24 protein-coding genes are annotated in these 24,043 nt (G+C 69.7%); 7 read left to right on the top strand and 17 right to left on the bottom strand.

All coding sequences use genetic code 11. The annotated features are described in order from the left end of the window. Positions 1 to 22: 22 nt before the first annotated feature. Both NO930_RS02480 and NO930_RS02475 read right to left on the bottom strand, forming a co-directional pair. On the bottom strand, positions 23 to 1,090 hold the full coding sequence (locus tag NO930_RS02480) for an mRNA surveillance protein pelota (protein ID WP_256402365.1): 1,068 nt from the start codon (positions 1,088 to 1,090) through the stop codon (positions 23 to 25). Between the two features lie 25 nt (positions 1,091 to 1,115). Beyond that, entirely contained in the window at positions 1,116 to 2,210 is a 1,095-nt protein-coding gene (locus NO930_RS02475; RefSeq protein WP_137783052.1) for a DUF4013 domain-containing protein, read from the bottom strand. Between the two features lie 288 nt (positions 2,211 to 2,498). On the opposite strand from NO930_RS02475, the gene NO930_RS02470 reads away from it, so the two are divergent. Genes NO930_RS02470 through NO930_RS02460 form a run of 3 tightly spaced genes read left to right on the top strand, consistent with a single transcriptional unit; the run spans position 2,499 to position 4,163 of the window. Then, the gene (locus NO930_RS02470) at positions 2,499 to 2,897 is read left to right on the top strand and encodes a DUF8159 domain-containing protein (protein WP_137783051.1); all 399 of its coding nucleotides are present in this window, start codon (positions 2,499 to 2,501) and stop codon (positions 2,895 to 2,897) included. Further along, a complete protein-coding gene (locus NO930_RS02465) occupies positions 2,894 to 3,826 on the top strand; it encodes an alpha/beta hydrolase (protein ID WP_256402364.1) in 933 nt (310 codons plus the stop codon). Before NO930_RS02470 ends, NO930_RS02465 begins: the two co-directional genes overlap by 4 nt. 25 nt (positions 3,827 to 3,851) lie before the next feature. Next, positions 3,852 to 4,163, top strand: coding sequence for an MTH1187 family thiamine-binding protein (locus NO930_RS02460; protein WP_137783049.1), 312 nt, complete (start codon positions 3,852 to 3,854; stop codon positions 4,161 to 4,163). 35 nt (positions 4,164 to 4,198) lie between these two features. Here NO930_RS02460 and NO930_RS02455 read toward each other — a convergent pair whose 3' ends face one another. The 4 genes from NO930_RS02455 to NO930_RS02440 form a co-directional block, all read right to left on the bottom strand. Continuing rightward, positions 4,199 to 5,707, bottom strand: a complete 1,509-nt coding sequence (locus NO930_RS02455) for an RtcB family protein (RefSeq protein ID WP_256402363.1) — start codon at positions 5,705 to 5,707, stop codon at positions 4,199 to 4,201. A 122-nt stretch (positions 5,708 to 5,829) separates the two neighbouring features. Beyond that, positions 5,830 to 6,957 (bottom strand): DoxX family protein, encoded by a 1,128-nt coding sequence (locus NO930_RS02450; protein WP_256402362.1) that lies wholly within the window; start codon positions 6,955 to 6,957, stop codon positions 5,830 to 5,832. Between the two features lie 126 nt (positions 6,958 to 7,083). Next, on the bottom strand, positions 7,084 to 7,548 hold the full coding sequence (locus NO930_RS02445) for an archease (protein WP_256402361.1): 465 nt from the start codon (positions 7,546 to 7,548) through the stop codon (positions 7,084 to 7,086). After that, on the bottom strand, positions 7,545 to 8,480 hold the full coding sequence (locus NO930_RS02440; protein ID WP_137783045.1) for a DUF502 domain-containing protein: 936 nt from the start codon (positions 8,478 to 8,480) through the stop codon (positions 7,545 to 7,547). Before NO930_RS02440 ends, NO930_RS02445 begins: the two co-directional genes overlap by 4 nt. A 111-nt stretch (positions 8,481 to 8,591) precedes the next feature. On the opposite strand from NO930_RS02440, the gene NO930_RS02435 reads away from it, so the two are divergent. The 3 genes from NO930_RS02435 to NO930_RS02425 all read left to right on the top strand — a co-directional run bounded on the left by NO930_RS02435 (position 8,592) and on the right by NO930_RS02425 (position 10,612). Then, the gene (locus NO930_RS02435; protein WP_137783044.1) at positions 8,592 to 9,065 is read left to right on the top strand and encodes a GNAT family N-acetyltransferase; all 474 of its coding nucleotides are present in this window, start codon (positions 8,592 to 8,594) and stop codon (positions 9,063 to 9,065) included. 61 nt (positions 9,066 to 9,126) lie between these two features. Then, entirely contained in the window at positions 9,127 to 10,350 is a 1,224-nt protein-coding gene (hmgA, locus tag NO930_RS02430; protein WP_256402360.1) for a hydroxymethylglutaryl-CoA reductase (NADPH), read from the top strand. Positions 10,351 to 10,423: 73 nt separating this feature from the next. Continuing rightward, positions 10,424 to 10,612, top strand: a complete 189-nt coding sequence (locus tag NO930_RS02425) for a hypothetical protein (protein ID WP_137783593.1) — start codon at positions 10,424 to 10,426, stop codon at positions 10,610 to 10,612. A 90-nt stretch (positions 10,613 to 10,702) separates the two neighbouring features. Here the strand turns inward: NO930_RS02425 and NO930_RS02420 are convergent, their stop codons facing one another. From NO930_RS02420 to NO930_RS02400, 5 genes are all read right to left on the bottom strand, one after another. Further along, positions 10,703 to 12,925: a CDC48 family AAA ATPase gene (locus tag NO930_RS02420; protein WP_256402359.1), complete on the bottom strand. Its 2,223-nt coding sequence runs from the start codon at positions 12,923 to 12,925 to the stop codon at positions 10,703 to 10,705. 235 nt (positions 12,926 to 13,160) lie between these two features. Beyond that, positions 13,161 to 13,718 (bottom strand): diadenylate cyclase, encoded by a 558-nt coding sequence (locus tag NO930_RS02415; protein ID WP_137783595.1) that lies wholly within the window; start codon positions 13,716 to 13,718, stop codon positions 13,161 to 13,163. A gap of 165 nt (positions 13,719 to 13,883) precedes the next feature. Next, the gene (gene cruF, locus NO930_RS02410; protein WP_256402358.1) at positions 13,884 to 14,828 is read right to left on the bottom strand and encodes a bisanhydrobacterioruberin hydratase; all 945 of its coding nucleotides are present in this window, start codon (positions 14,826 to 14,828) and stop codon (positions 13,884 to 13,886) included. Beyond that, on the bottom strand, positions 14,825 to 15,724 hold the full coding sequence (locus NO930_RS02405) for a prenyltransferase (RefSeq protein ID WP_256402357.1): 900 nt from the start codon (positions 15,722 to 15,724) through the stop codon (positions 14,825 to 14,827). The genes cruF and NO930_RS02405 overlap by 4 nt, the downstream gene beginning before the upstream one ends. 14 nt (positions 15,725 to 15,738) lie before the next feature. After that, entirely contained in the window at positions 15,739 to 17,238 is a 1,500-nt protein-coding gene (locus NO930_RS02400) for a phytoene desaturase family protein (protein WP_137784003.1), read from the bottom strand. A gap of 125 nt (positions 17,239 to 17,363) precedes the next feature. On the opposite strand from NO930_RS02400, the gene NO930_RS02395 reads away from it, so the two are divergent. Then, positions 17,364 to 18,089 (top strand): SDR family oxidoreductase, encoded by a 726-nt coding sequence (locus NO930_RS02395; protein WP_256402356.1) that lies wholly within the window; start codon positions 17,364 to 17,366, stop codon positions 18,087 to 18,089. 182 nt (positions 18,090 to 18,271) lie between these two features. Here NO930_RS02395 and thiM read toward each other — a convergent pair whose 3' ends face one another. The 6 genes from thiM to NO930_RS02365 all read right to left on the bottom strand — a co-directional run bounded on the left by thiM (position 18,272) and on the right by NO930_RS02365 (position 24,042). Next, complete coding sequence (thiM, locus tag NO930_RS02390; protein ID WP_256402355.1) at positions 18,272 to 19,117, bottom strand: hydroxyethylthiazole kinase; 846 nt, start codon at positions 19,115 to 19,117, stop codon at positions 18,272 to 18,274. Continuing rightward, positions 19,107 to 19,745 (bottom strand): thiamine phosphate synthase, encoded by a 639-nt coding sequence (gene thiE, locus NO930_RS02385; protein WP_256402354.1) that lies wholly within the window; start codon positions 19,743 to 19,745, stop codon positions 19,107 to 19,109. Before thiE ends, thiM begins: the two co-directional genes overlap by 11 nt. A gap of 88 nt (positions 19,746 to 19,833) precedes the next feature. Beyond that, a complete protein-coding gene (locus NO930_RS02380) occupies positions 19,834 to 20,694 on the bottom strand; it encodes a mechanosensitive ion channel family protein (RefSeq protein ID WP_256402353.1) in 861 nt (286 codons plus the stop codon). Between the two features lie 75 nt (positions 20,695 to 20,769). After that, positions 20,770 to 21,933, bottom strand: coding sequence for a 7,8-didemethyl-8-hydroxy-5-deazariboflavin synthase subunit CofG (gene cofG / locus NO930_RS02375; RefSeq protein ID WP_256402352.1), 1,164 nt, complete (start codon positions 21,931 to 21,933; stop codon positions 20,770 to 20,772). A 278-nt stretch (positions 21,934 to 22,211) separates the two neighbouring features. Further along, positions 22,212 to 22,850, bottom strand: coding sequence for a 2-phospho-L-lactate guanylyltransferase (gene cofC / locus NO930_RS02370; protein WP_256402351.1), 639 nt, complete (start codon positions 22,848 to 22,850; stop codon positions 22,212 to 22,214). Positions 22,851 to 22,863: 13 nt separating this feature from the next. Next, entirely contained in the window at positions 22,864 to 24,042 is a 1,179-nt protein-coding gene (locus NO930_RS02365) for a tubulin/FtsZ family protein (protein ID WP_199242172.1), read from the bottom strand. Between the last annotated feature and the right edge of the window lies 1 nt (position 24,043).

Raw genomic sequence — 24,043 nt, 5'->3', positions numbered from 1 at the left:
GACGCGACGACGTCTCGGCGTGCTACTGGAGCCGGTACCGCAGGATCGCAGCGATTCCGCCGAGGTTCGCGAGCTGTTCGCCGGGCGCGAACTCAGAGGAGAAGACGACCACGTCGCCGCCCTGCTGTTCGACCGACTCGATGACGTCGTTGACGTCGATGTCCCAGTCCCCGTCGCCCTGTCGTTCGGTCCGGAGACGGTCGTCGACGACGAGCAGCGTCTCGACCGCGCCGAAGTCGGCGGCCTCGGCCACGTCCTCGGGGCCGTAGGTCGCCTTCGCGCCTTGGGCTATCTCGGCGGTGAGGTCGTCGATGAGGCTCGCCTCCTTGGATATCCGCGTCTCCTTTTGCACCTCGTCGACGGCGCCGCGTTTGAGCACCTCGTGGACGCCGCGGTCGCCCGCGGCGGAGGTGTCGACCGTGGTGATCCGGTCCGTCAGATCCCGGTACTCCTCCTCGATGTAGTCGAGCGCGTCCGTCTTCGTGAACCCCGGGCCGGCGAGGATCACGGCGTCCGCGTCGAGGTGGGCGAGCGCGTCAGCGAGGTCGGCGAACAGCTCCTCTCGCGGGCGGGAGTAGTCGCCTTTCCCGGTGGGTTTGGTGAACGAGGCGTACTCCTCGGTGCCGTACTGCTGGACGGTGTGGACGTACGCGGCCCCCTCCTCGACGGTCGCGATGGCCACGTCCGGGTTCTCCGCGGCCTCCGTCGCCTCCTCCAGCCGCTCGGTCTGGTCCGGCTTGAAGTGTTTCTCCACCGTGATCTCGTCGTGTTCCTCGACGTTGAGCGTGTGGTGGGCGTTGAGCTGGTCCTCGCGCGAGCAGGCGACGATGACGCCCGAGACCCGAAGCCGGTTGGCGAACCGAGCGAACTCGACGTCTTCGACCTCGAGCGTGACGAAGATGTGCTCGCGCTGTCCGCCGGTGTCGCGCATCTGGTCGTCGTTCCGCTGGATCCGGCGGGTGGTGTCGCCCTCGACGTGGTCGCCGGGCTCTAGGACGTGTGCCAGATGCCAGAGGTCGTCGACGTTCTCGGGGACGAGGGTGAGCCGCTCGCGCCCCTCCTCGCCGTAGCCCCGATCGGAGATTCGCATGCCCGCCCGTTCGCCCGGGCTCGTATCAACTCTTGTCTTTGCCACCGCTCAGACGGTCCGCGGAGACCCACTCGAAGCCGGCGTCGACTGTCTCGCTCTGACCGTCGCCCCCCTCGCTCTCGTCCCGTGGATCGCCCGGTCCGTCGGCGGACTCGCGACGGCGGATCGGGACGGTCCGCCCGGACTGGACGGCCGGGGAGGCCTCGATTCGGCGCGACCGCGAACCGCCGTCGCCGAGCGACCGCGACGAGCGGTAGCTTGTCCCGGTGGACGCAGGCGCGCCACGTGCAGCGACTGCGGGAGGAGGGCGGGAGTCGTCACCGGAACCGACGCGTGTGATACCGGAGGGCCCGGCCGGGTGTCCCGACAGCGCGTCTCGCGCGCCGCGGCCGTACACGCCGTGAGCGATCGCCCGGACGGCGAAGACGACCACGCTGCCGATCACGATCAGCGCGAGCGGACCGGCGAGCGCGTATCCCGCGACGAGCGTCGCCGTCGCGACGACCCACGCCGCCGCGTACCGACCCGACCCGGCGACGCGGACGATCCGGCTCGGTCGGAGGCCGTCACGGAGGCGGCCGGAGGCGGCGAACGCGGCGAGTGCGGCGGGCCTGACGTACGCGTACGCGAGCAGGTACGCGGCGGTGAGGACGCCGAGGAGTCCGACCGCGGCGGCGGCGATCGCGGTGGATCCACTCGGCCCGAGCGCGCCCTCGATCGCGACGGTGATCGGTCGCAGGTCGGTGGACGCGGACCGCAAGGCTGCGGCCGCGACGGCCGCCGTCGCGAGCAGCACGGCGAGCGGCGCGAGGAGGACCGCGCTCACGAGCAGCGACCTGACGCCGTCGCGGTAGAGGTCGTTCCACGCGACGAACGACGCGGCACCCTCGGCGTTGCCGTTCTCGATCCCGTCGGCGAGGATCCGGACGAAGTAGCCGCGGACCACGAGCGCCGGCGTGAGCACGAACGGGCCGGCCACGGCCGCCGGCGGGGTGGTGAGCGTCGCGACGAGCCAGAGCGGAAGGACGATCCACGTCGAGAGGGTCAACAGTCCGCCGACGACGAGGGTGCCGGTGACGTCCGTCGACCGTGCCAGCGCCGTGGTCGCCCTCCGGAGCATATCGGACCCTGTTCCGCGATGGTGATAAATGGTGACCGCGACGAGGGGCGAACGGGCGACACGGGAGGCTCGGAGCCGGGCGATCAAATTCTGATAATTCGCCAGAGAGTTTATATATTTTCGAAGGCTACTGCTAGCCGGCCGCACGGGAAATCGTGTGCCTCTGACAGAATCGATAGCCGCCTCTCGGCGGCTTCCCCGTCCGCGGCTTTCGGAACGCCGATCAGCGTTTTGCGCTCGTCTATCACACGCCGGTACCGATTTATCCCGGCCGACCGACGGTCCTGTATGACCGACGACGACCGGACGGACGACGTGGAGTCCGCGCTCCGGAGCTACGGGATCAACGTCGAGCGCATCGACGGGGACGACCCGCTGGAGTTGACGTACATGACTGCGTTCCCCGGCCGCGAGGTTCACCACGGCGAGATCGGTCGCGCGCTCAACGCGCTCATCGATCGCGCGGAGGCCGACGCGTGGGACCCCGTCACGGTCGACGGCACCGTGATCCGCTCGCCCGGAGACGTCCTCGGCACGTGGCGCGCCGAGGCGGAGTGGTTCGACGCGCTCATCGCGTACGAGATATCGGAGACCGAGTTCTCGACGCGCGTGCTGGAGACGTTGACGCACGCGGACGGCGACGGCGAACACGAACCGGCAGAAGCCGGGCAGGGAGACGGACAGTGACGCGACGGAACCCGATCAACCGCGCGCAGCGACGCCTCGAGCGTCCGCCGCGAGAACGGTTCGCCACCCGCGAGGTCGCCTTCGACGTGGACGGGGAGACGTGCCGGGGCACGCTGTATCTCCCCGCCGGCGACCCGGACGACCCGCCCGTCGTCGTGTTGGCACCGGGGCTGGGCGCGGAGCGGAGCTTCGGCTATCCCGCGGTCGCAGAGCGGTTCGCAGACGCCGGCTACGCCGCGCTGTGTTTCGATTACCGCGAGTTCGGTGCGTCCGACGGGGACTCACAGGCGGTCTCGCCCGCGGCACAGCGCGCCGACTACGCGGCGGCGATCGATCGGGCGCGCCGTGTCGACGCCGTCGGCCGGGGGCTGATTCTCTGGGGCGCGTCGCTGTCGGCCGCACACGCCCTCACGCTCGCCGCCGACCGCACCGACGTCGACGCCGTGATCGGCCTCGTCCCGATGCTCGACGGTCGGGCGATCGCTCGCCGACGCGGCGCGCGGTACCTGCTTCGCGCGGGCGTCGCCGGGGTCCGCGACCTGGTCGGGTCCCGGTTCGGGCGGGGACGCACGGTCCCGATCGTCGGCGACGCCGCCGACCTCGCGGCGATCACGGAGCAGGGAACGAAGCGGGGGTACCTCGATCTGGTCGACCGCGACTCGCGGTGGCGAAACGAGACGCCGGCGCGGTCGCTGCTCCGCGTGGCGAGCTACCGGCCGGTCGATCGGCTCTCGGAGATCCGCGCGCCGACGCTCCTCGTGGCCGGCACCGACGACCCGATCGTCGAGCGCGAGACGGTCGCGGACGCGGGCGATACGCTCACTCGCGGAACCGTCGTCTCGATGCCCGCCGACCACTTCTCCGTGCTCGGCGACGACTTCGAGCCCGCGATCGGCCACCAGCTGTCGTTCCTCCGCGGCGTGTTTTAAGTAAGAGCGACACGGAGCGCCGCGTATGACCGTCATCGCGCTGTTGAGCGTCGCGCCGGTGATAGAAGGGAGCATGGCCGAAGAGGTCGCGAAGGCCGTCGACGCGCTCGACGCGTTCGACGTGAGCTACGAGACGAACCCGATGGGGACGGTGATCGAGGCCGACGACGCCGACACGCTGTTCGCGGCCGCGGCGGCGGCGCACGACGCCGTCGACGGTGACCGCGTCTCCACGGTGTTGAAAGTGGACGACAAACGGACGAGCGACGAGAGCGCGGACCGCAAGGTCGACGCGGTCGAGGAACACCTGGGACGGGCGGCCGAGCGCGAGCGCTGACACCGCACGGGTGCGGTCGGCGAGCGATCCCTGACTCAGCCCTTGATGTTACAGACGGGGAAGGTCCGCGCGACCTTGTCACCGATCCCGAGGTCGTCGCTGACGCGGATCACCTCGTCGATGTCCTTGTAGACGCCCGGTGCCTCCTCTGCGATCGTCGCTCCCGACTGCGCTTTCACGTATATCTGCTGGTCGGCTTCGAGGTCGTCGCGCACGTCGCCGCCCCAGAACTCCTGTTTCGCCTGCGTCCGGCTCATCAGGCGTCCGGCACCGTGGGCGGTCGACCCGAACGAGACCGACATCGACCGGTCGCCGCCGCGGAGCACGTACGAGCCCGCGCCCATGCTCCCGGGGATGATGACGGGCTGGCCGACGTCGCGGTACGCCGCGGGCACGTCCTCGTTGCCGGCGGGGAACGCCCGCGTCGCGCCCTTCCGGTGGACGTACAGTTCGCGCTCCGCGCGGTCGACGGCCGCGTCGCCGACCGCGGGCCGCCCGTCGGCGTCGACGCCGACCTCGTGGACCTCTTTTTTGGCGATGTTGTGTGCCACGTCGTACAGCAGCTCCATTCCGAGGTCGGCGATCGGGTCGGCGTCGAACACCTCGCCGAACGTCTCGCGGGCCTGATGGGTGATGAGCTGGCGGTTCACCCACGCGAAGTTGATGCACGCGCCCATCGCGCCGTAGTACTCCTCTGCCAGCTCCGAGCCGGCGGGCGCGGCGGCGAGCTCCTTGTCGGGGAGGTCGTCGAGGAGGTCTGCGTGCTCCTTTTCGATCCGGCGGAGGTAGTCGTTGCAGGTCTGGTGGCCGAGCCCGCGGCTCCCGCAGTGGATCAGGACGACGATCCCGTCTTCTTCGAGCCCGTACGCCTCGGCGACGCCCTCGCGGAACACGTCGGTGACCCGCTGTACTTCGAGGAAGTGGTTGCCGGAGCCGAGCGAGCCGAGCTGGTTGCGGCCGCGGTCTTTCGCCTTCTGGGTGACGTACTCGGGGCGGGCGTCGGGGCGTCGTCCCTCGTCCTCACAGCGCGCCAGGTCGCTTTCGATCCCGTACCCCTCCTCCACCGCCCACTCGACGCCGCGCTCTAGGGCCCCGTCGATGGCGTCCGCGGTGCCGTCTATCACGCCGCCGCCGCCGAGCCCGGAGGGAACCGCCTCGAATAAGGCGTCGACGAGTTCCTCCTCGCGGCCGCGGAGGTCGTCGTACGTGAGGTTCGTCCGCACCATCCGGACGCCGCAGTTGATGTCGTAGCCGACCGCTCCGGGCGAGATACAGCCGGTCCGGGCGTCGATAGCGCCGACGCCGCCGACGGGGAACCCGTATCCCTGGTGGCCGTCCGGCATACAGAGCGCCGGCTCGGCCATCCCCGGGAGATGCGTCGCGTTTTTCAGCTGTTCGAGGGTGTTGTCCTCGCCGATCTCCTCTAAGAGCGCTTCGCTGGCGAGGACGCGGGCGGGAACGTTCATGTCGCCCTCGCGCGGGATCTCCCAGACGTGCTCGCGCACCTTCTCCAGTCGGATCCCGTCGATCTCGCGGGTAGTCATACGCCGGCGTTCGCCGGGACGGGGGAATAGCGTTACGTCCCGCGGGCGGCCCTCGCGCGGTCGGCCGTCGCGCGGACGGTCGTCCGCGGACGATCGCCACGCGGTCACCGAACAGCCCCGGTTCAGTCGTCCGCGGCGCGCGCCGACCGCGCTGCGCCCTCGGCCCCGGAATCGTCGGGCGCGCGCCGCGGGTCCGAGAGTCTATTGTCGAGCGCGTACGGTCCGGAGCCGGTGATGAGCAGCGCGGACGCGAGGCTGAACAGCCCGATGTGCGCCAACACCGGGTCGTCGGGGATGCCGAAAAGCGTGAGCGTGAACACGAACAGCGCGGCCATCGCCGACGCTCGGGTGAAGAAGCCGACGGCGATCGCGGCACCGATGGCGATCTCGCCGAACCCCGCACCGAGGACCCACAGGTCCGGGGGGATCGGCGTCGCCGTCGAGAGCCCGTACTGCTCGACCACGCCCCGGGCCATCTCCGGCGCGAGCAGTTTCTCGAACAGACCGAGGAACATGAATCCGACGCCCATCCCGACGCGGACGACCGTGGGGACGTACCGTTCGAGCGGATCGAGGCGGTCGGTTCCCCACTCCACGACCCGTCGAACGGGGTCGACCTCGCTGTAGAACGTCCCGGGCGTCGACGCCACGCGCTCGAACACGTGGTCCGCGCTCGGGCGGCCGCTGCCGACGAGCACTAACGCGAGGAAGCCGGGTATCCACTCCAGCGAGTAGACGAGAAGCGGCGCGACGGGGAGCGCGATCAGGTACGCGAGGAGTCCGACGCCGGCGGCGACGCGGGTGCCGAACCCGAAGACGATCATGAAGCCGATCAGGATCTGTGCCAGGCGGTCGACGCCGCCGCCGATCAGCGGGTCGACCACGGGATTGAGAAAGTACCCGGCAAAGCCCGCGCCGACGAGCGGGAGTCCGAACCCGAGGCGCAACAGCCACGGGAGGAGGTCTCGGTACTCGGCCATCACGGTCCGGAACGCCGCGACGTCGCGGTCGAAGACGCGGACGCGGCGGTACGAGACGACGGCGGCCGCGGCCGCGAGACCACCGCCCGCGAGCGCCGCCACGTTCACCGGGTCTGCGAGCGCGGCGGTCAGAAACGCCAACCCCTCCCCGACCTGTTCGGTCGAGGTGACGTACCGCACGTGCGCAGAGGCGACGCCGGGCACGAGGGAGACGCCGACGAGCGCCGCGGCGAGGACCGTCGCCGGACGGGCGAGACGGGTGCGTGCCATGCCGAGACAAGGGGCTCCGTGTGGATAAATGGTCGAACGGGAGAGTATAGGTCGACGACGGGCGCGGAGAGACGGAGCCGCCACGAGTGTCGAGCGGAGCGGCCGCCCGTAGCGTGAGACGGTCTGTCAGACGTCGAAGACGACGTACGCGTACCACTCGTCGCCGCGTCGTTCGAGCGTCATCTCGGAGTAGGTGACCGCCTTGATCTCGCGAGCCGTCACGTCCTCGAGGGGGACGCCGCGGGCAGAGCAGTCGACCGTCCACGCGTCGTCGTCCCGCTCGCCGCGGCTCCCGGAGGCAGTTCCGTCGCCGGTCGCGTCCTCCCGGAGGCCGGAGACCGAACACCGATGGTCGGCCGGTAACACGCCTCGCACGTCTCGCTCGTAGATCAGCCGGTCGAGGTAGTCGAAAAGCAGCGCCTCCGGACTCTCGGCGCGGACGGTGAGGTCGAAGCGGTCGCCCGTCTCCGGAACCGACTCACAGCTCGCCGCCGTGAGCCCGTCGGCGACGGACGCGAACAGCGCCGAGAGAGAGTCACCGGTCGCCTCGACGGCGACGTCCGCGGTGTGGTCGCGCAGGGCGTACGTCATCGGTCGGGGCCTTCGGTCGTGTCCGTTCGGCCGGTCGCGTCGGCACTATCCGGTTCTGTCGCGTCGTCACCGCCCGGCCCCGCCGCGTCCTCGTCCGTCGACTCGCGACCGACTCCCCCCGTCGAACCGCGGTCGACGTCCTCCGTCGACTCGGCCGCGTCGCCGGCTGCCGCCGCCATCTCCCAGTCCGAGTCGAGACCGTCCCGCAGGTGGGTCGTCGTGTCGGTCGCATGCATTCCCTCGGCCGAGACGCCGTCGACGTCCTCGGCCGCGCCCTCCAACGCGACGCCGCTCGTCACCACGGCGCGCAGTCCCTGTTCGACGCTCAGGTCCACCTCGACGATCCGGTCTTCGGGGACGAAGACGACGTGGCCGCCCATGACCGGATTCGGGGCCATCGGCATGAAAAGCGTCCGCATCTCGTCGCTTCCGGTCGGCCCCGAGACGGCTTCGGGCGTGGCGCTCGTGACGAACGCGAGCGTGTACGTCCCCTCTGTCGGGAACTCCACTAAGACCACCTCGCGGAAGTTCCCCTCGTCGGATTCGAGCATCGCGTCGCTCATCTGCCTGAACCCGCGGTACACCGACCCGACGCCGGGGACCCGCTCGATCGCGTAGTGCGTGTACTCGACGGCCCGCTCGCCGTACCGAGTCGATTCGACGGCGATCCCGAGGACGAGAAGCGAGGCGACGAACACGAGCGGCGTCGCGACCTCGACGACGAGCTGTCGGGAGATCGATCCGAAGAGCGGGACCGAGACTCGCGAGGAGAGCGGCACGACCGCGGAGGAGAAGGCGTCGAGATAGTCGTAGATGGCGTTGAAGACGAACCCCAAGACGGCGAGGGTGATCACCGCCGGCACGATCACGGCGATCCCGGTCACGAAGGCCCGTCGGAGCCGCTTCCGCCCCGGCGGCGTCTCCTCGAACATACGCGTCACCACGACCGACCGCGACAAAACAGTTCTGTCGCGGACGCCGGCCGTCGCGAGGGACCCCGGTGGCGGTGGAGTTATATCCCACAGGACTGTTAGATGCGTGCAGTGAGCGTCACCGTAGAGAAACGGACGGATCCGCCCGGCGAGACCGAGTACGCCTCGGCCGCGTGGGATCTCAAAGAGCGGATCCGCGCCGACGAGGGCGTTCTGCGACAGCGTCGAGGGTTCTTCGTCGACGCCTACCGCCGGTCCACGACGCACCTCCTCGTCGAGCGGAACACGCTCGTCGCGTTCGCCTCCGTCCGCCGCGACGGCTACGTGCTCTTTCTCGCGGTCAATCCGGACTACCGCGGCCAGGGCCACGCGGAACGCCTCGTCGCCGACGTCGCCGCGGAACACCGCTCCGTCACCTGTCACGCCCGCACGACGAACGACACCGCGCTGGGGTTCTACGAGCACCTCGGCTTCGAGGTCGTGCGCCGGATAGACAACTACTACGAGGACGGCGGCGACGCCTACTACCTCAAGCTCGGCAGCGACTCGATACGGGAACGGCTCTCGGAGTTCGTGAGCCGGTAGGACCGCCCGGCGACCCCGCCGAACCGATACCCATTAGCATACGCCGCGAGGAGGGTCGTCCATGACGGACCCTTCGCCGGCGTCGCTCGCGGACCGCGTCCGCGACGGCGACGTGCGGTTTCACGAGATAGAGGAGCACGCCGACGCCGACACCGCGGCCGCCGCCCGCCGGCGGCTGGTCGCGGAGACGGCCGACGCCGACGCCGACGCGCTCGGCGAGTACGCCTTCGACGCGGCCGACGCGCACGGCTCGAACATCGAGAACATGATCGGCGCGGTGCAGGTGCCGATGGGCGTCGCCGGACCGGTCGCGATCGACGGCGGCGCGCTCTCCGGGGAGCGGTACCTCCCGCTCGCGACGACCGAAGGCGCCCTGGTCGCCTCAATCAACCGCGGCTGCTCCGTCGTCACCGACGCCGGCGGCGCGACCGCCCGCGTGACGAAGAGCGGAATGACGCGCGCGCCGGTGTTCCGGGTCCGCGACGTCGCCGAGGCCGAGGCGCTCGTCGAATGGGTCCGCGACAGCGAGGACGTCCTCCGCGAGGCGGCCGAGTCGACGACGAGCCACGGCGAACTCCTCGACGTGACGCCGTACGTCGTCGGGAACAACGTCTTCCTGCGGTTCCGCTACGACACGAAAGACGCGATGGGCATGAACATGGCGACCATCGCGACTCGCGAGGCCTGCGACCGGATCGAAGACGAGACCGACGCGTCGCTCGTCGCGCTCTCCGGGAACCTCTGTTCGGACAAAAAGCCCGCCGCGGTCAACGCCGTCGAGGGGCGCGGGCGCTCCGTCACGGCCGACGTGGAGGTGCCCCGCGAGATAGTCGAGGATCGGCTCCACACGACCCCGGAGGCCGTCGCGGAGATCAACACGCGAAAGAACCTCGTCGGGTCCGCGAAGGCCGGATCGCTCGGCTTCAACGCCCACGTCGCCAACGCGGTGGCGGCGATGTTCCTCGCCACGGGTCAAGACGAGGCGCAGGTAGTCGAGGGCGCGAACGCGATCACCACCGCCGAGACGACGACCGACGGCGACCTCTACGCGTCGGTGTCGATAGCGAGCCTCGAAGTGGGGACCGTCGGCGGGGGCACGACGCTCCCGACGCAGGCGGCCGGGCTGGACATCTTAGGAGTGCGCGGCGGCGGCGATCCGGCCGGGAGCAACGGCGACGCGCTCGCGGAGGCGATCGCGGTCTGTGCGCTCGCCGGCGAACTCTCGCTTCTCGCGGCGCTCGGCTCGCGGCACCTGTCGTCGGCACACGCCGACCTCGGGCGGTAGCCGGTCAGAGAGCCGCCCAGCCGCGCGGGCCGGGGCGAACAACGCTTTTGTAGCTCCGACATCCAGTTCGCGTATGAACGATGGTACGGTGTCCGTCCCGTCCGAGCAGTACGAGCGGCTCACGGCGCTCGCCGCCGCCCGCGGCGTGACTCCGGAGGCCCAGCTCGCCAGACTCATCGACGACGCCTACGAGGGGCTCGACGCCGACGACGCGGCGACTGAGGCGCTCCCGCTCGGCGTGTGCGACACGGACGACGAGTAGACCGGTCGACGACCGCAACGCAAGCGATTCCGCCGGCGGAGCGACAGTCGCGGTCGAGCGCAGAAACACCTCACCGCGTGAGACGAGTCGTTATTGGAAGCCGATCCGGCCGCCGGTGTCGCGGAGCGACTCGCCGCCGCCGCCCTTGAACTGCTCTTCGACCTCCTCGTAGTACGCGAGGATGTCCTCGTTGATCGTGGGCCGCACCGACTCCATCGCGCGCCGGAAGTGTTTCATCTCGACCTCCTCGGCGTCGTCGTCGTCGCGCAGCGCCTCGATGGCGGCCTCGCGGGCGATCCCCTCCAAGTCGGAGCCGACGTAGCCGTCCGTGATCTCCGCGATCTCGCGGAGGCTCACGTCGGGCGCGAGCGGGGTGTTCTCGGTGTGGATGTCGAGGATCTGCTCGCGGCCCTCCTGGTCCGGCTGCCCGATCATCACGAGGCGGTCGAACCGACCGGACCGGAGGAGCGCGGGGTCGATCATGTCGGGGCGGTTGGTCGCGCCGATCACCATCACGTCACCCATGTCCTCTAACCCGTCGAGCTCCGTCAGTAGCTGGTTGACGACGCGCTCTGAGACGTTGTTGCCCATCTCCTGACCACGCGAGGGAGCGAGGCTGTCGAGCTCGTCGAAGAAGATGATCGTCGGGCTCACCTGCCGGGCCTTGCGGAAGGTCTGTCTGATCGCCTTCTCCGACTCGCCGACCCACTTCGAGAGCAGCTGCGGGCCGCGCACCGAGATGAAGTTCGCGTTCGTCTCGTTGGCGACGGCCTTCGCCATCAGCGTCTTCCCGGTGCCGGGGGGACCGTACAGCAGGACGCCCTTCGGCGCGTCGACGCCCATCCGGTCGAACTTCTCCGGGGAGGAGAGCGGCCACTCCACCGACTCTTTCACCTGCTGTTTGGCCTCGGAGAGCCCGCCGACGTTGTCCCACGAGATCTTCGGAAGCTCGACGAGCACCTCGCGCATCGCCGAGGGCTCGACCTCGTTTAACGCTCCCGAGAAGTCGTCGCGCTTGACTATCATCCGGTCGATCAGGCTCGGCGGCACCTCCTCTTCGTCTAAGTCGATCTCTGGGAGGTACCGGCGCAGCGCCTTCATCGCCGCCTCCTTGGTGAGGCTCTCGATGTCGGCTCCCACGAAGCCGTGCGTCTCGTCGGCGAGGTGATCTAAGCTCACGTCGTCAGACAGCGGCATCCCGCGGGTGTGGATCTGGAGGATCTCCTTGCGGCCCACCTCGTCGGGGACGCCGATCTCGATCTCGCGGTCGAACCGGCCCGGACGACGGAGCGCGGGATCGACGCTGTCGACGCGGTTCGTCGCGCCGATGACGATCACCTGCCCGCGCGTCTCCAGTCCGTCCATCATCGTCAGGAGCTGGGCGACGACGCGGCGCTCGACCTCGCCCGTGACGTCCTCGCGTTTGGGCGCGATCGAGTCGAGCTCGTCGATGAAGATGATGCTCGGGCTCTCCTCTTTGGCGTCCTCGAATATCTCGCGGAGCTGCTGTTCGGACTCGCCGTAGTACTTCGAGATGATCTCGGGGCCGGCGATGGAGAAGAACGACGCCGACGTCTCGTTGGCGACGGCCTTCGCGAGCAGGGTCTTCCCGGTGCCGGGCGGGCCGTGGAGCAGGACGCCCTGGGGCGGCTCGATCCCGAGCTTCGAGAATATCTGCGGGTGTTTCATCGGCAGTTCGACCATCTCGCGGACGCGCTGGATCTCAGACTGGAGCCCGCCGATGTCCTCGTAGGTGATCCCGCCGCCGGTCTTCTCGAAGCCGGAGATCGGCTCCTCTCGCAGTTCGACCTCGGTGTCCTCGGTGATGAGACAGACGCCCTCCGGCTCCGTCTCGACCGCGATGAGCGGGATCGCCTGCCCCGGCGACCGCATGAACGGGTGGTTCGTGCTCGACATCACGGGGACGATGTCGCGCTCGACGACCGGCCGCTTGAGGATCTGGCGTTTCACCATGCCTGCGGCGTCGGAGCCGAACTGGACCGACGCCTCCTCCGGCGGTGCCAAGACGAGCTTGTCGGCCTTCTCCGCCTCCGCCTTCCGGATCGTGACGCGCTCGCCGATGCCCACGTCGGCGTTCTGCCGGGTGAATCCGTCGACGCGGACGGTGTCCGTGTTCCAGTCCTGTCGGTCGGCGCGCCACACCTTCGCGGCGGTGGTCTCCGCGCCCTCGATCTCGATGATGTCGCCGGGCGAGAGCTTCAGGTGCAACAGCGTGTCGGGGTCGAGTCGGGCGATACCGCGCCCCGAATCGTTCGGGTACGCCTTCGCCACTTCGAGTTGAACTTCGTTCATGCTTCCTCGCTGGAGATACCAGTAACTGCACCCGGTTCGGGAATAAGCCTGTTGGCGCTACTGCCGGCGACGGGGGAGACGTCGGAGACCGCCCGTCCCGACCCGATCTGTGCCATCATATAGCACGGTAGGAAACCCGGCGGTAAAACCCCGTCGTAAGCGTGCGTTTTCGCCGAGGTCGACGGCGGCGCGCTGGGGCGGAGACCCGCCCGCAGCCCGGTCGAAGAAAGCCCCGTCAGTCGACGCGCCACGGCCCGCCGAGCTCGTCGCGCTCCAGCGACTCCGCGTCGCCGTCGCGGAAGATGCTCACGCGGCCCGTCTCCTCGCTCAGGGTGACCGTCGCGACGACCTCCGGGCGGACCGAGGTCTCGATCGCGCTCATGTGTCTGGACCCCATCCACGGCTCGTAGCTCACGTCGTCGACGAGGTCCGACTCGCCGCTCCGCGTTCCCAGATCGCGGAACCGAACCATCTGCGATTCGATCTCGCCGTCGGCGGCGACGACGATGCCGCCGTCCTGTTCGAGGCTCACGGCCTCCGCCGCGTCGACGAACTCGTCCTCCTCGAAGACGGACCGACAGCCGTCTCGGGGCCAGCGATTGTCGCCCATCGCGTCGGCGTACGCGCCGTACTCGCGGTCCGCGACGACGGCGAAGTACAGCCCCGGGCCCTTGGCGTGCGGCTCGTCCCAGCCGTCGAACGACCGGCTGACGTGCTCCGTACAGTAGGTCAGGCGATCGATTATCTCCCTGACCCGATCGTGTGATCCGTACTCGATGGCGAGGCGACTCATCTCGCTCCCTCCGCCGCCGTCCGGGGAACGGCGGCCGCGCGGACGCTCATGGATCGATCGATGAACGGGCGATATATAAGCGGTTTCGAGTGGCGGCGGCCGGTGACGACGAGACGTATGTCAAGCGAGCCAGACGGCGGCGCTCGCGCCCGCAGGGCGAACCGCTCACGCCCACGGGACGAACAGGCGGGCGTCGAACCGGTCCGCGCGGACGAGACCGACGCCGAAGGCGGCGGCGACGACGGCGGGGACGAGGTTCCCGTAAAAGAGGTTGATCCCGCCCCAGAGGATGACGAAGCTCACCATGTCGTCGAGCATGAACTCGCAGTCGCGCAGGCGGGCGCGGAGGTCCGAGAGCGCGAACGCCCGGTCGAGGGTGACGACCGCGACCGTCGCGGAGAGCACCCAGCCGGCGTAGTTCGAGAGGGGCACGCCGAAGAACGCGCCGCCGCCGAAGTCCCAGAAGCCGAGCGCGACCGCGCCCGGGTCGAGGACAACGTCCATCGCGACGACGGCGGCGATCACGGTCGCGAGCCGGAGCCATCCGTGCTCGGCCCGCGGCCCGAGCAACAACAGACAGAGCAGGTACGCGTTGACGACGAGCGGAATGAAAAAGACGGGGAGCGCGAGCGGCACGCCGCCGAGCATCGGCCCGAGGCTCACGGTGTACTCGAATCCCCCGTACGGCCACCCGGTCGCGACGCCGACGAACTCGATCGCGTAGGTGTACGCGACGAGGACGCCGACCCAGCCGAGCGCGCGACGGTCGATAGACGGCAGCACGCCGACGGCGAGCGGCGAGCGCATCACCAGCACGCCGAACAGCACGAACCACGGGTTGAACGCGATCGGATCGGGCACCCATCCCTCGGCGCTGCCGACGAGCGCGACCGCGCCGACGAGCGGGAACAACACGGCGATGGTGAACCGGTTCTCCCGGACGAGCCGGTCGAGGCGGCGTTGAGCCCCTTTCCGTGTCTCCGGGAGCCGGGCGCGGACGGCGTCCGCCCGCGAGGCGGCGGACTGCGGGGACGCGTCGCTCGCGGTCGACGAGGCGGAACCGTCGGGTGCGGTCCCGTCGGTCGCGGTCGACCCGCTCTCGTCGGTCATCCGAGCGCCTCCGTGATCGGGTAGACGCGCCAGAGTCCGCCCATCGCGAGCAGCGTCCCGATAACCGTGTTCAGCGCCGGGAACCACCAGTACGCGCGGTCGACGGCGACCGACGACGTCGCGACCCAGACGACGAAGACCGGGTACACCCCGAGCAGCGCGCCGAGTCGGTAGTCGACGGCGGCGAACGCGGCCGCCGCGGCGGTCCAGCAGCCGAGACAGTAGGCGTACGTCCGACTCTCGCCCAGAAGCGTCGCAGTCGTGCGAATCCCCGCGGCGCGGTCCGGCTCGATGTCGGGGATCGCGGAGAACGTGTGCATCCCCATCGTCCAGAGCCACGCGCCGGCGAGCGCCGCGAGCGGCGGGTGCGCCCCCGCGGCGGTCGCGTACGCGGCCGCGCCGGGGAGAATGTAGAGCCCGTTCGAGACGGAGTCCGCGAACGGCGTGGTCTTGAACCGCAGCGGCGGCGCGCTGTAGGCCGCACCGAGCGCGAAGAAGCCGACGAGGTACGGCCACGCGACCCGCGGGGTGATCGCGAACGTCACGAGACCGACGACCCCCGCCGCGACCACCGCGAGCGCGACGGTTCGGGACCCCCGCCAGCGCGCCTCGCGGTCGTCCTTCTTCGGATTCAGTTCGTCGATGTCGGCGTCGAACGCGTCGTTGACGCCGTAGAGGTAGACGTTCGCCGGCACGAGAAAGTAGGCCGCGAGCCCGACCGTGACGGGTGTGAACAGTCCGCTCACGTCGCCGATACCGTAGGTGACCCCGACCGCGACGGGACCGGCGAGGTACAGCCAGAAGCGCGGGCGCGACAACACCAGCAGGTACCGGAGGAGGTCCGCGAGCCCCTCCCCGCGTTCGTCGGCGACCGTCGGCGCGTCGGTGTCGGTCACGGGATCACCCACGCTCAGATCGAGTCCGAGATCGACTCCGCGGTCAGTTGGCCGCTGATGAGACACATCGGGACCCCGATTCCGGGCGTCGTCGTCGAGCCCGTGAAGTAGAGCCCGTCGACCGCCTCGGAGCGATGCGGCGGCCGGAGCAGCGAGGTCTGACGCAGGGTGTGTGCGAGCCCGAGCGCGCTCCCCCGATAGCTGTTGTACCGGTCGGCGAAGTCGTCGACGCAGAACGTCTCCTCGAAGACGATCCGGTCGCGCAGGTCGGTGTCGGCGTTCGCCGCGATGTCATCGAGCACCAGCTCTCGGTACTCCTCGCGAAGCTCGGGAGTGTCCTCTAACCCCGGCGCGATCGGGACCAGCGCGAAGAGGTTGCTGTGCCCGTCGGGCGCGACCGTATCGTCCGTCTTCGAGGGCACACAGAGGTAGTAGGCGGGGTCGTCCGGCCACGACGGCTCGTCGAAGATCTGCGCGAAGTGCCCGTCCCAGTCCGTCGGCAACACGAGCGTGTGATGGGCGAGTTCGGGTACGTCGCCTTCGACGCCGAGGTACAGCAGGAACGCGGAGGGGGCGTACGTCCGCGACTCCCAGTACGCCTCGCTGTACTGTCGCTTGTGTTTCGGGAGCAGTTCCTGCTCGGTGTGCGCGTAGTCGGCGTCCGAGACGACGAGATCCGCGAGGTGTCGGTCCCCGGCGGCGGTGTCGACCGCGAACGCGCCCCGGCGGCCCTCGATCCCCGTCACCTCGGCGTCGGTGACGTACTCCACGCCGAGGTCCGCGCCGAGCTCGACGATCCCGTCGACGACCGCGCCGATCCCGCCCTCCGGGTAGTAGACGCCCATGTTGTAATCGACGTGGCTCATCAGGTTGTACAGCGCCGGGGTGTTGTGCGGCGAGCCGCCGAGGAAGACGAGCGTGTACTGCATCAGCTGCTGGAGCTTGGGGTGGTCGAAGTACCCCTCGACGTGCCCCTGCATCTTGCCTAAAAGCGAGAGCCCCCACGAGTACCGGAGCACGTCTTTGTCGACGTAGTCTCGCAGCCGCGGGCGGTCCTCGTACACGAAGTGTTCCATCCCGATCTCGTAGGTGCGTTCCGCCTCCTCGAGATACGCGTCGAACGCCTCGCCCGCGCCGGGCTCGTACTCCTCGAACAGCTGCCTGTTCGCCTCGCGGTCCGGAAGCACGTCGACCCGGTCCCCGTCCTTCCAGAACACGCGGTAGTGCGGGTCGAGCCGCTCCAGCTCGTAGAACTCCTCGGGCGAGCGGCCGAAGTGGCCGAAGAAGCGCTCGAAGACGTCGGGCATCAGGTACCACGACGGCCCCATGTCGAACCGGAACCCGTCGGCTTCGAGCCGACTCGCGCGTCCGCCGAGCTGTTCGTTCTTCTCCAAGAGGGTCACGTCCGCGCCGGCGTCTGCGAGGTAACACGCGGTCGAGAGGCCGCCGAATCCGCCGCCGATCACGACGACGGACTCGCCGGCCGCGGCGTCGATATCCGGGGCCACGTCCATGCACATTCGTACGCTCGGACGAAGTATAAAGACCGGCCAGACGGGCGCGTCGCGAATCAGAGTCGGTCTCGATTCCACCGGGCGAGTGGGTACGCCTAAGTCGCCGACGCCCCTACGACGACCATATGGATCCGACGGTCGCGATCACCGGCGCAACGAGCGGGATCGGGAGGGCGGTCGCCGAGGCGTTCGTCGACGCGGGCGCGTTCGTCGCCGTCTCCGGGCGCGACGGCGGCACGGTCGATCGGACCGTTGCGGCACTGAACGGGGCCGATTCCGCCGACGAGGAGGACGGATCCGACCCCGCCGGCACCGCCTGGGGAGCCCGTGCCGACGTCCGCGACGAGTTCGACCTCGAACGCTTCTTCGAGCGAGTCGCCCGCGAGGCGGGCCCGATCGACGTGGTGTTCGCGAACGCGGCGGTCCTCCACGGCGCGCCGGGAGAGAAGCCGGTGGACGACCTGTCGTACGCCGACTACGACGACACGATGCGGACGAACGCCCGGGGGGTGTTCGCGACGATCAGGGAAGCGGCCCCGCACCTCGCCGCGGACGCCCGGATCATCGTCCCGTCGGGCACCGTCGCGCACGACTCGACCCCGGGCATGGGCGCGTACGCGGTCTCGAAGGCCGCCGCCGAGGCGGTCGCACGCGGGTTCGCGGCCGACCTCGACGCGACGGTCGGCGTCGTCGATCCGGGGCTCGTCGCCACCGACCTCACCGGTAAGGAGCGCGCTCGCGACCCCGGGAGCGTCGCGCCGCTTTTTCTCTGGGCCGCCACCGAAGCCGACGACGACGACCTCGACGGCGAGCGGCTCGGCCTCCGCGAGTGGAAGGCCGCGACCCGCTAGCTTATCACCGGTGCCGCGGCCATCCCGCCCGTGCCAGCCTCGGCCACCGCGCGGGGGAACGCGGGTGTGCGGTGCGGTCTCGCGCGGATCGGACGATCGACGTGCCCGTCCGTCACACGCACCGCCTGTTCGCCCTCGCTATCGGTCACCGCACCGCGTCCGACCAGTGCCCCGTCAGTACGTCACACCCGTGACAGGCGAGACTCGACGTCGGCGTCGAGGGGGTCGTCCGCGAGCGACGCGACCGCGTCCATGAACGCCGTCCGGTAGCTCGCCGGCCCGGCGGGCTCCGACGCGGCGGCGCGCTCGCCGGCGAGCCCGTAGGCCGCACACGCGACGAGCGCAGCCTCTCGCGTCGAGTCGACCGGTGGTTCGGAGGCGTCGGTGACCGCGGCCACCGTCCCGAGCGTGCTCGCGAGCATGCAGCCCGACCCGACGAACGATCCCATCCGCTCGTGACCGACCGCCAGCTCGTAGGCCGCTCCGTCGCCGGCGACGACGTCGGTCGGCCCGGACGTGACGACGACCGCGTCCGTCTCCGCGGCGAGCGCCTGCGCCGCCGAAGCGGCTCCGTCGCTCTCGCCGACCGATTCGACGCCTCTGACGGTCGCCTCCTCGCCCGCGAGTCCGCGAATCTCGCCGACGTTGCCCTTGATCACGTCGAACGCGACCGCATCGAGCAGGCGACTGACCGACTCGACGCGGTGGGGCGTCGCTCCGTAGCCGACCGGATCGAGCACGACCGGGACGCCGTTCTCGTTCGCGCGGGTCCCGGCGTCGATCATGGCGTCGACGTCCGTCACGGAGGCCGTTCCGGTGTTGAGCACGACCGCGTCGGCACCGGCGGCCATGTCGCCCGCTTCGGCCGGGGCGTTGGCCATCACGGGGAGACCGCCCCAGTGGAGCGTGACGTTCGCCGTCTCGCTCGTCGTCACCTCGTTGGTGAGGTGATGGACGAGCGGTGCCGACGCTCGGACGGCAGACAGCGTCGCGCGGACGCGGTCGGCGTCGATCGGTTCACCGGGCATCGCCGATCACCTCGCCGAGCGCCGCGGTCGCGGCCGTCGGGTCGTCCGCGGCGGTGATCGCGGAGATAACCGCCGTTCCGGTCGCGCCCGCCTCGATCACGGGCCTCGCGTTGTCGGCGGTTATGCCGCCGATCCCGAAGACGGGGACGTCGACCGCGTCCGCGATCGCCGCCACCGGCTCCGTCCCGATCCCGTCTTTCTCTTCGGGGACGTCCTTCGACACCGTTCCGTACACCGCGCCGACGCCGAGGTAGTCCGCGCCCGCCGCCTCCGCGGCCTCGGCCTCCGGGATCGTCGACGTCGAACAGCCGACGACGGCCTCGGATCCGAGCCGCTCACGCGCGACCTCGACGGGGAGGTCCGACTGTCCGAGGTGGACGCCGTCCGCGTCGATCGCCGCCGCGAGATCGATCCGGTCGTTGACGATCAGCGGCACCGACGCCGCCGCCGTGACCTCGCGGAGCCGCCGGCCGAGGTCGTATCTGTCGTGTGCCGACCGACCCTTCTCGCGGAGCTGCACGGCGTCGACGCCGCCGTCGATCGCCGCCTCGACGATCGCCTCGGTGTCGCGGCCGGCCGATCGGCTCGACTGCGTCACTAGATACGTCCGCCACTCGGTGGGATTCATCGGTGGTACTTTCGAGTGGTGGCTGAAAAGTGGTTCCGTACGCGGCGAAGCGGCGGCCGGCGAGCGGATCGCCACCGGAAGGACCGGGCTACTCGTCGTCTGCGACCGTCTCGACGACTTCGACGCTGCCGGTGAGCTGTCGGTGCACGTACGGCATGTCGATACCGGCGTCGTCGAACGCCTCTTTCACCGCGGTGACGTACTCCGACCGCACGCGGACGAAGTCCCCGCGGTCGGGATCGGCGATCCAGATCCGCGCCTGCAGTCCGACCGCCGAATCGCCCAGCTCGGTCAGTCGGACCGACGGGGCGGGATCGTCGAGGATCTCGTCGTGTTCCGCCGCCTCGTCGACGATGATGTCGGTCGCCTCGTCGATGTCGTCGTCGTAGCCGATACCGAAGACGAACTTCTGTCGGAGCGTCTCGTAGGCGACCGGGTTCGTGACGGCGTTGTTCGCGAGGTCGCCGTTCGGCACCGTGACCCGCTCGTTGTCGAACGTCCGGACCCGCGAGACGCGCAGGTCGATGTCCTCGACGCGGCCCGCGTTGCCGTTCCACTCGATCCAGTCGCCGACCTCGAACGGCTTGTCCTTCAGGATGAACACGCCGGCGACGAAGTTGCCGATCAGGTCTTGGGCGGCGAAGCCGACGGCGAGCGCGAGCGCGCCGCCGAAGACGGCGAACGCGGAGAGGAACGCGCCGTAACCCGCGATCGTGAACCCGATCGCGACCGCGGCGACCCAGACGACCGCGTTCGCGACGCTCGACCCGAGGCTCAACACGGCCTCGTCGAACCCGCGGGAGCGGAGCGTCCGCTCGACCGCGGGGATCGCGACGACTTTGCCGATCAACAGCACGGCCAGAAAGCCCGCGACGAACAAGAACACGGTGAACAGGATTCCGGCGATCGCTGCCGCCAACCCCGTCAGCCCGAACTGGAGTGGTACCATCACCGCATCATTCGAGAGAGTATATAAAGAAGCTACTGGCTCCGCGGTTGTTTATGTTCGGTGCGCTCCGGTGTCTCAGTCGCTGCGAGCGGCGAGCGGTCCGTCGCCGCGCGCGACGCCGCGGAGCCGGCGTCCGTGCACGTCGTCTCGGCGGATTCGGGAACGGACCGCGGGCGAGAGCCAGTCGTCGCGGCCCGTCGGCGGCGGGGCGGGATCGACACCGGACGGCCGACTGTCGGTCGGGAGGTAGGGGGCGTGGGTCGGAAGGCGCTCGCGAAGCGGCATCCCCCCGGCGTCGGCCACCGCGCGCAGCCCGTCGAGGTCCGGCCACGCGTACTCGGGATTGATGTAGTCGTCCGTGACCGGCGAGACGCCCCCCAGGTCGTCGATCCCGCAGTCGACGAGCTCGGCCGCAGGCGAGAGGTTCGGCGGCACCTGCACGGAGACGTCCGGAGGAAGCGCCGCTCGCGCCATCGCAACGGTCCGGCGCATCGTCGACAGGTCCGGCTTCGAAAAGTCCGACCGCTCGTTCGGGACGACGTTCTGGACGATCACCTCCTGAACGTGGTCGTGTCGCTCGTGTAGCTCGCGGACGGCGAGCAGGCTCTCCGCCCGGTCGCGCCAGTCCTCACCGATCCCGACGAGGATCCCCGTGGTGAACGGGACGCCCTGCCGACCCGCCGCGCGGATCGTGTTGAGCCGCTGTCCGGGCGTCTTTCGACGACCGCCGCTGTGCGCGTCGACGTCGGCCGTCGTCTCCAGCATGACGCCCATCGAAGCGTTCACCGCGCGCAGGTCGCCGAACTGCGTCTCCGTGAGGTCGCCGGGGTTCGAGTGCGGGAGGAGCCCCTCGTCCAAGGCGATCTCGCAGGCGCGGTAGAGGTAGTCGTAGATCGAGTCCAACCCCCACTCGTCCAGCCGCTCGTGGATCTCCGTGTACCGGTCGTCCGGGTCGTCGCCGAAGGTGAAAAGCGCCTCCGTGCAGCCGGCGTCGGCACCCACGCGACAGCGCTCGCGGATCTCATCGGGCGAGAGCAGCGACGCCTCGCCGGGCACGTCGTAGTACGTGCAGTACGTGCAGGTGTACCGGCACGCGGTCGTCAGCGGCACGAAGACGTTTCGGGCGAACGTGAGCCGATCGGCGGTGTCCACGTCGTCCGGCCGAACCGAGAGCAGCCGCTCGACCGCCCGCTCGTCGACCGCGACGTCGACGTCGTACTCGTCCGCTCCGGCGAACACGGGCGCTACTCGCGGTCGACGTTCAAAAAGGATCGCGGTTGCGGATCTCCCGACGACACCGGTTCCGGTTACGTCCCGACGGGCCGGGATGGTCAGTCGGGGTCCTTTCGCCGACCCCGTCGAAACGAGGGGCCCCGCGTTCGTCTTCAGTACCCCACGTCGACGTCGAACCGGTCCGACAGCGTCTCTTCGATGCGCCTCGGCATACGCTCTGACGTGTGGAAGGGACGTCACTCACTTGTCGGTACCGACGGAAACGGCGGTGAGCGCCCGGACGCTCACTTCCGAACGACCGAGGCCCGGCCACCGGACGCGTCGAGCGCGAATCCCGCCTCGCGGAGCCACGCCGCCGACCGTCCCTCGCCGTGGATCAGCACCTCCGCGAGGTCCGCGGGCTCGTCGACGTCGGTCGCCAGCCGATGGGAGTCGATCGCGCTGACGGTCGCGTCGACCTCGTCTGCGATCCGTCGGTGGTCGCGGTAGGACGCGCCGTGGTAGTCCACGTGGAACTCGGGGTGGTCGACCGCGAGCGCGTTCGTCCCGCCGCCGCGCCCGGGAGCGATCGAGACGTCAGCGGCTCGCTCGACCGCGTCGAACAGCTCCCGAAGCGCGGACGGGGTGGCGATAGCGAGGTCGGCCATGACGATCCCGACGGGCTGATCGGCGGTCGTGCGCCGGTCCGATAGCGCCGCGTTCACCGCGCGCGTCAACGGGCGGTCGTCGACCTCGACCGGGCACTCGGTCTCGGGCTCGACCGGACCGGTCGCGAGCACCCGCGGCTCCCCGCCGGCGGCGTTGACAGCGTCGAGCACGTCCGCGAGCATGGCCCTGGCGAACGCCGCGCGCTCGGCTGGATCGAGGACTGAAGAGAGTCGAGACTTGGGGCGGTCGGTCGAGAACGGAACGAGGACCTCCATCGAGAGGGTCGCCCTAGAACAGCGATTCCAGCTCGTCGCTGCCGTCGCTGACGAGCTCGTCGAGGTTGTCCTCGCTCTCCTCGCGGATCTCGTCTAAGTTGTCCTGCGCCTCGATGGCGACCTGCTGGAGCTCCTTGATCCGCGGGACGTTCGTGACGCCCGCGAGCAGGATGACGGTCGCAACGAACCCGGCACCGCGGTACGGGTAGTCGCCGCCGCGGACCTCCATCGAGCCGGTCTGCTCTTCGAGCCACTTGCGGCCGCGCTCGATCCCCTTCCGGTTGAGGTACTCCGGCGGCCCGGCGAGCACGAGCAGCGCGCGCTCCGCGCCCTCGATCTCACAGGGGAGCGTGAGCCGTCCCAGAGCAGCCTTGCGGACGAGGCTCGTGATCCGGTTGGTGGTGTGTGCACTGTCGAGTTCGTCCTCGTCGTCGTCGTTTCGGAGCCGAGAGAGCAGCCCGCCGGAGCTTCGCTCCTCGACCTCCTCTTCCGCGTACCCGACGGTCGAGACGCCGCCGCCGGAGAGCGTGTTGATGATCTCAGAGGAGTCGACGACGCTCTCTGCGACCTCCTGACCCTGCTGGATCTCGCCCGCGCCGAACAGGATTCCGAACCGTCGGACGATCTCCTCGTTGATCTCGGAGTAGCCGCCCTGCACGGACTCGCCGGTCTGTCGCCACGCGTCGTTGTCGAACACCATCAGGTTGTCCACCTCGCGGACGAACGTCTGGAACGACCGAGCGGCGTTGAGCGTGTAGATGCCACCCTCGTCGCTGCCCGGCAGGATACCGAGCCCGTAGACGGGTTCCGTGTAGATCCGCTTGAGGTGTTTCGCGAGCACCGGCGCGCCGCCCGAGCCCGTCCCACCGCCGAGCCCGGCGACGACGAGGAACGCGTCGACCTCGTGGACCGGGATCGAGTCGATCGCGCCCTGTACCTCGTCGATGTCCTCCTCGGCGATCTCCGCGCCGAGTTCGTTGTCCGCGCCGACCCCGTGGCCCTTCACCCGGGACTGCCCGATGAGTACCCGCTGTTCCTCGGTGATGTGTTCGAGGCCCATCAGGTCCGCCTTGGCCGTGTTGACGGCCGCGGCCGCGCGGACGATCTCCGAGCCCGTCCGCTTGTCGTACTCCAGGAACTTGTCGACGACTTTCCCCCCCGCCTGTCCGAATCCGATCATTGCAAGTTTCATC

This window comes from Halorubrum salinum (assembly GCF_024494575.1).
Lineage (GTDB): Archaea > Halobacteriota > Halobacteria > Halobacteriales > Haloferacaceae > Halorubrum > Halorubrum salinum.
Note: the sequence above shows the minus strand (reverse complement) of the source record. Positions and strands in the feature narration are given on the sequence as shown.

Bases quoted from the DNA above. Each gene is read 5' to 3' on its own strand.
- NO930_RS02480 (WP_256402365.1), bottom strand. From the start codon at position 1,090: ATGCGAATCTCCGATCGGGGCTACGGCGAGGAGGGGCGCGAGCGGCTC.
- NO930_RS02475 (WP_137783052.1), bottom strand. From the start codon at position 2,210: ATGCTCCGGAGGGCGACCACGGCGCTGGCACGGTCGACGGACGTCACC.
- NO930_RS02470 (WP_137783051.1), top strand. From the start codon at position 2,499: ATGACCGACGACGACCGGACGGACGACGTGGAGTCCGCGCTCCGGAGC.
- NO930_RS02460 (WP_137783049.1), top strand. From the start codon at position 3,852: ATGACCGTCATCGCGCTGTTGAGCGTCGCGCCGGTGATAGAAGGGAGC.
- NO930_RS02455 (WP_256402363.1), bottom strand. From the start codon at position 5,707: ATGACTACCCGCGAGATCGACGGGATCCGACTGGAGAAGGTGCGCGAG.
- NO930_RS02450 (WP_256402362.1), bottom strand. From the start codon at position 6,957: ATGGCACGCACCCGTCTCGCCCGTCCGGCGACGGTCCTCGCCGCGGCG.
- NO930_RS02445 (WP_256402361.1), bottom strand. From the start codon at position 7,548: ATGACGTACGCCCTGCGCGACCACACCGCGGACGTCGCCGTCGAGGCG.
- NO930_RS02440 (WP_137783045.1), bottom strand. From the start codon at position 8,480: ATGTTCGAGGAGACGCCGCCGGGGCGGAAGCGGCTCCGACGGGCCTTC.
- hmgA (WP_256402360.1), top strand. From the start codon at position 9,127: ATGACGGACCCTTCGCCGGCGTCGCTCGCGGACCGCGTCCGCGACGGC.
- NO930_RS02425 (WP_137783593.1), top strand. From the start codon at position 10,424: ATGAACGATGGTACGGTGTCCGTCCCGTCCGAGCAGTACGAGCGGCTC.
- NO930_RS02420 (WP_256402359.1), bottom strand. From the start codon at position 12,925: ATGAACGAAGTTCAACTCGAAGTGGCGAAGGCGTACCCGAACGATTCG.
- NO930_RS02415 (WP_137783595.1), bottom strand. From the start codon at position 13,718: ATGAGTCGCCTCGCCATCGAGTACGGATCACACGATCGGGTCAGGGAG.
- cruF (WP_256402358.1), bottom strand. From the start codon at position 14,828: ATGACCGACGAGAGCGGGTCGACCGCGACCGACGGGACCGCACCCGAC.
- NO930_RS02400 (WP_137784003.1), bottom strand. From the start codon at position 17,238: ATGGACGTGGCCCCGGATATCGACGCCGCGGCCGGCGAGTCCGTCGTC.
- NO930_RS02395 (WP_256402356.1), top strand. From the start codon at position 17,364: ATGGATCCGACGGTCGCGATCACCGGCGCAACGAGCGGGATCGGGAGG.
- thiM (WP_256402355.1), bottom strand. From the start codon at position 19,117: ATGCCCGGTGAACCGATCGACGCCGACCGCGTCCGCGCGACGCTGTCT.
- thiE (WP_256402354.1), bottom strand. From the start codon at position 19,745: ATGAATCCCACCGAGTGGCGGACGTATCTAGTGACGCAGTCGAGCCGA.
- NO930_RS02380 (WP_256402353.1), bottom strand. From the start codon at position 20,694: ATGGTACCACTCCAGTTCGGGCTGACGGGGTTGGCGGCAGCGATCGCC.
- cofC (WP_256402351.1), bottom strand. From the start codon at position 22,850: ATGGAGGTCCTCGTTCCGTTCTCGACCGACCGCCCCAAGTCTCGACTC.
- NO930_RS02365 (WP_199242172.1), bottom strand. From the start codon at position 24,042: ATGAAACTTGCAATGATCGGATTCGGACAGGCGGGGGGGAAAGTCGTC.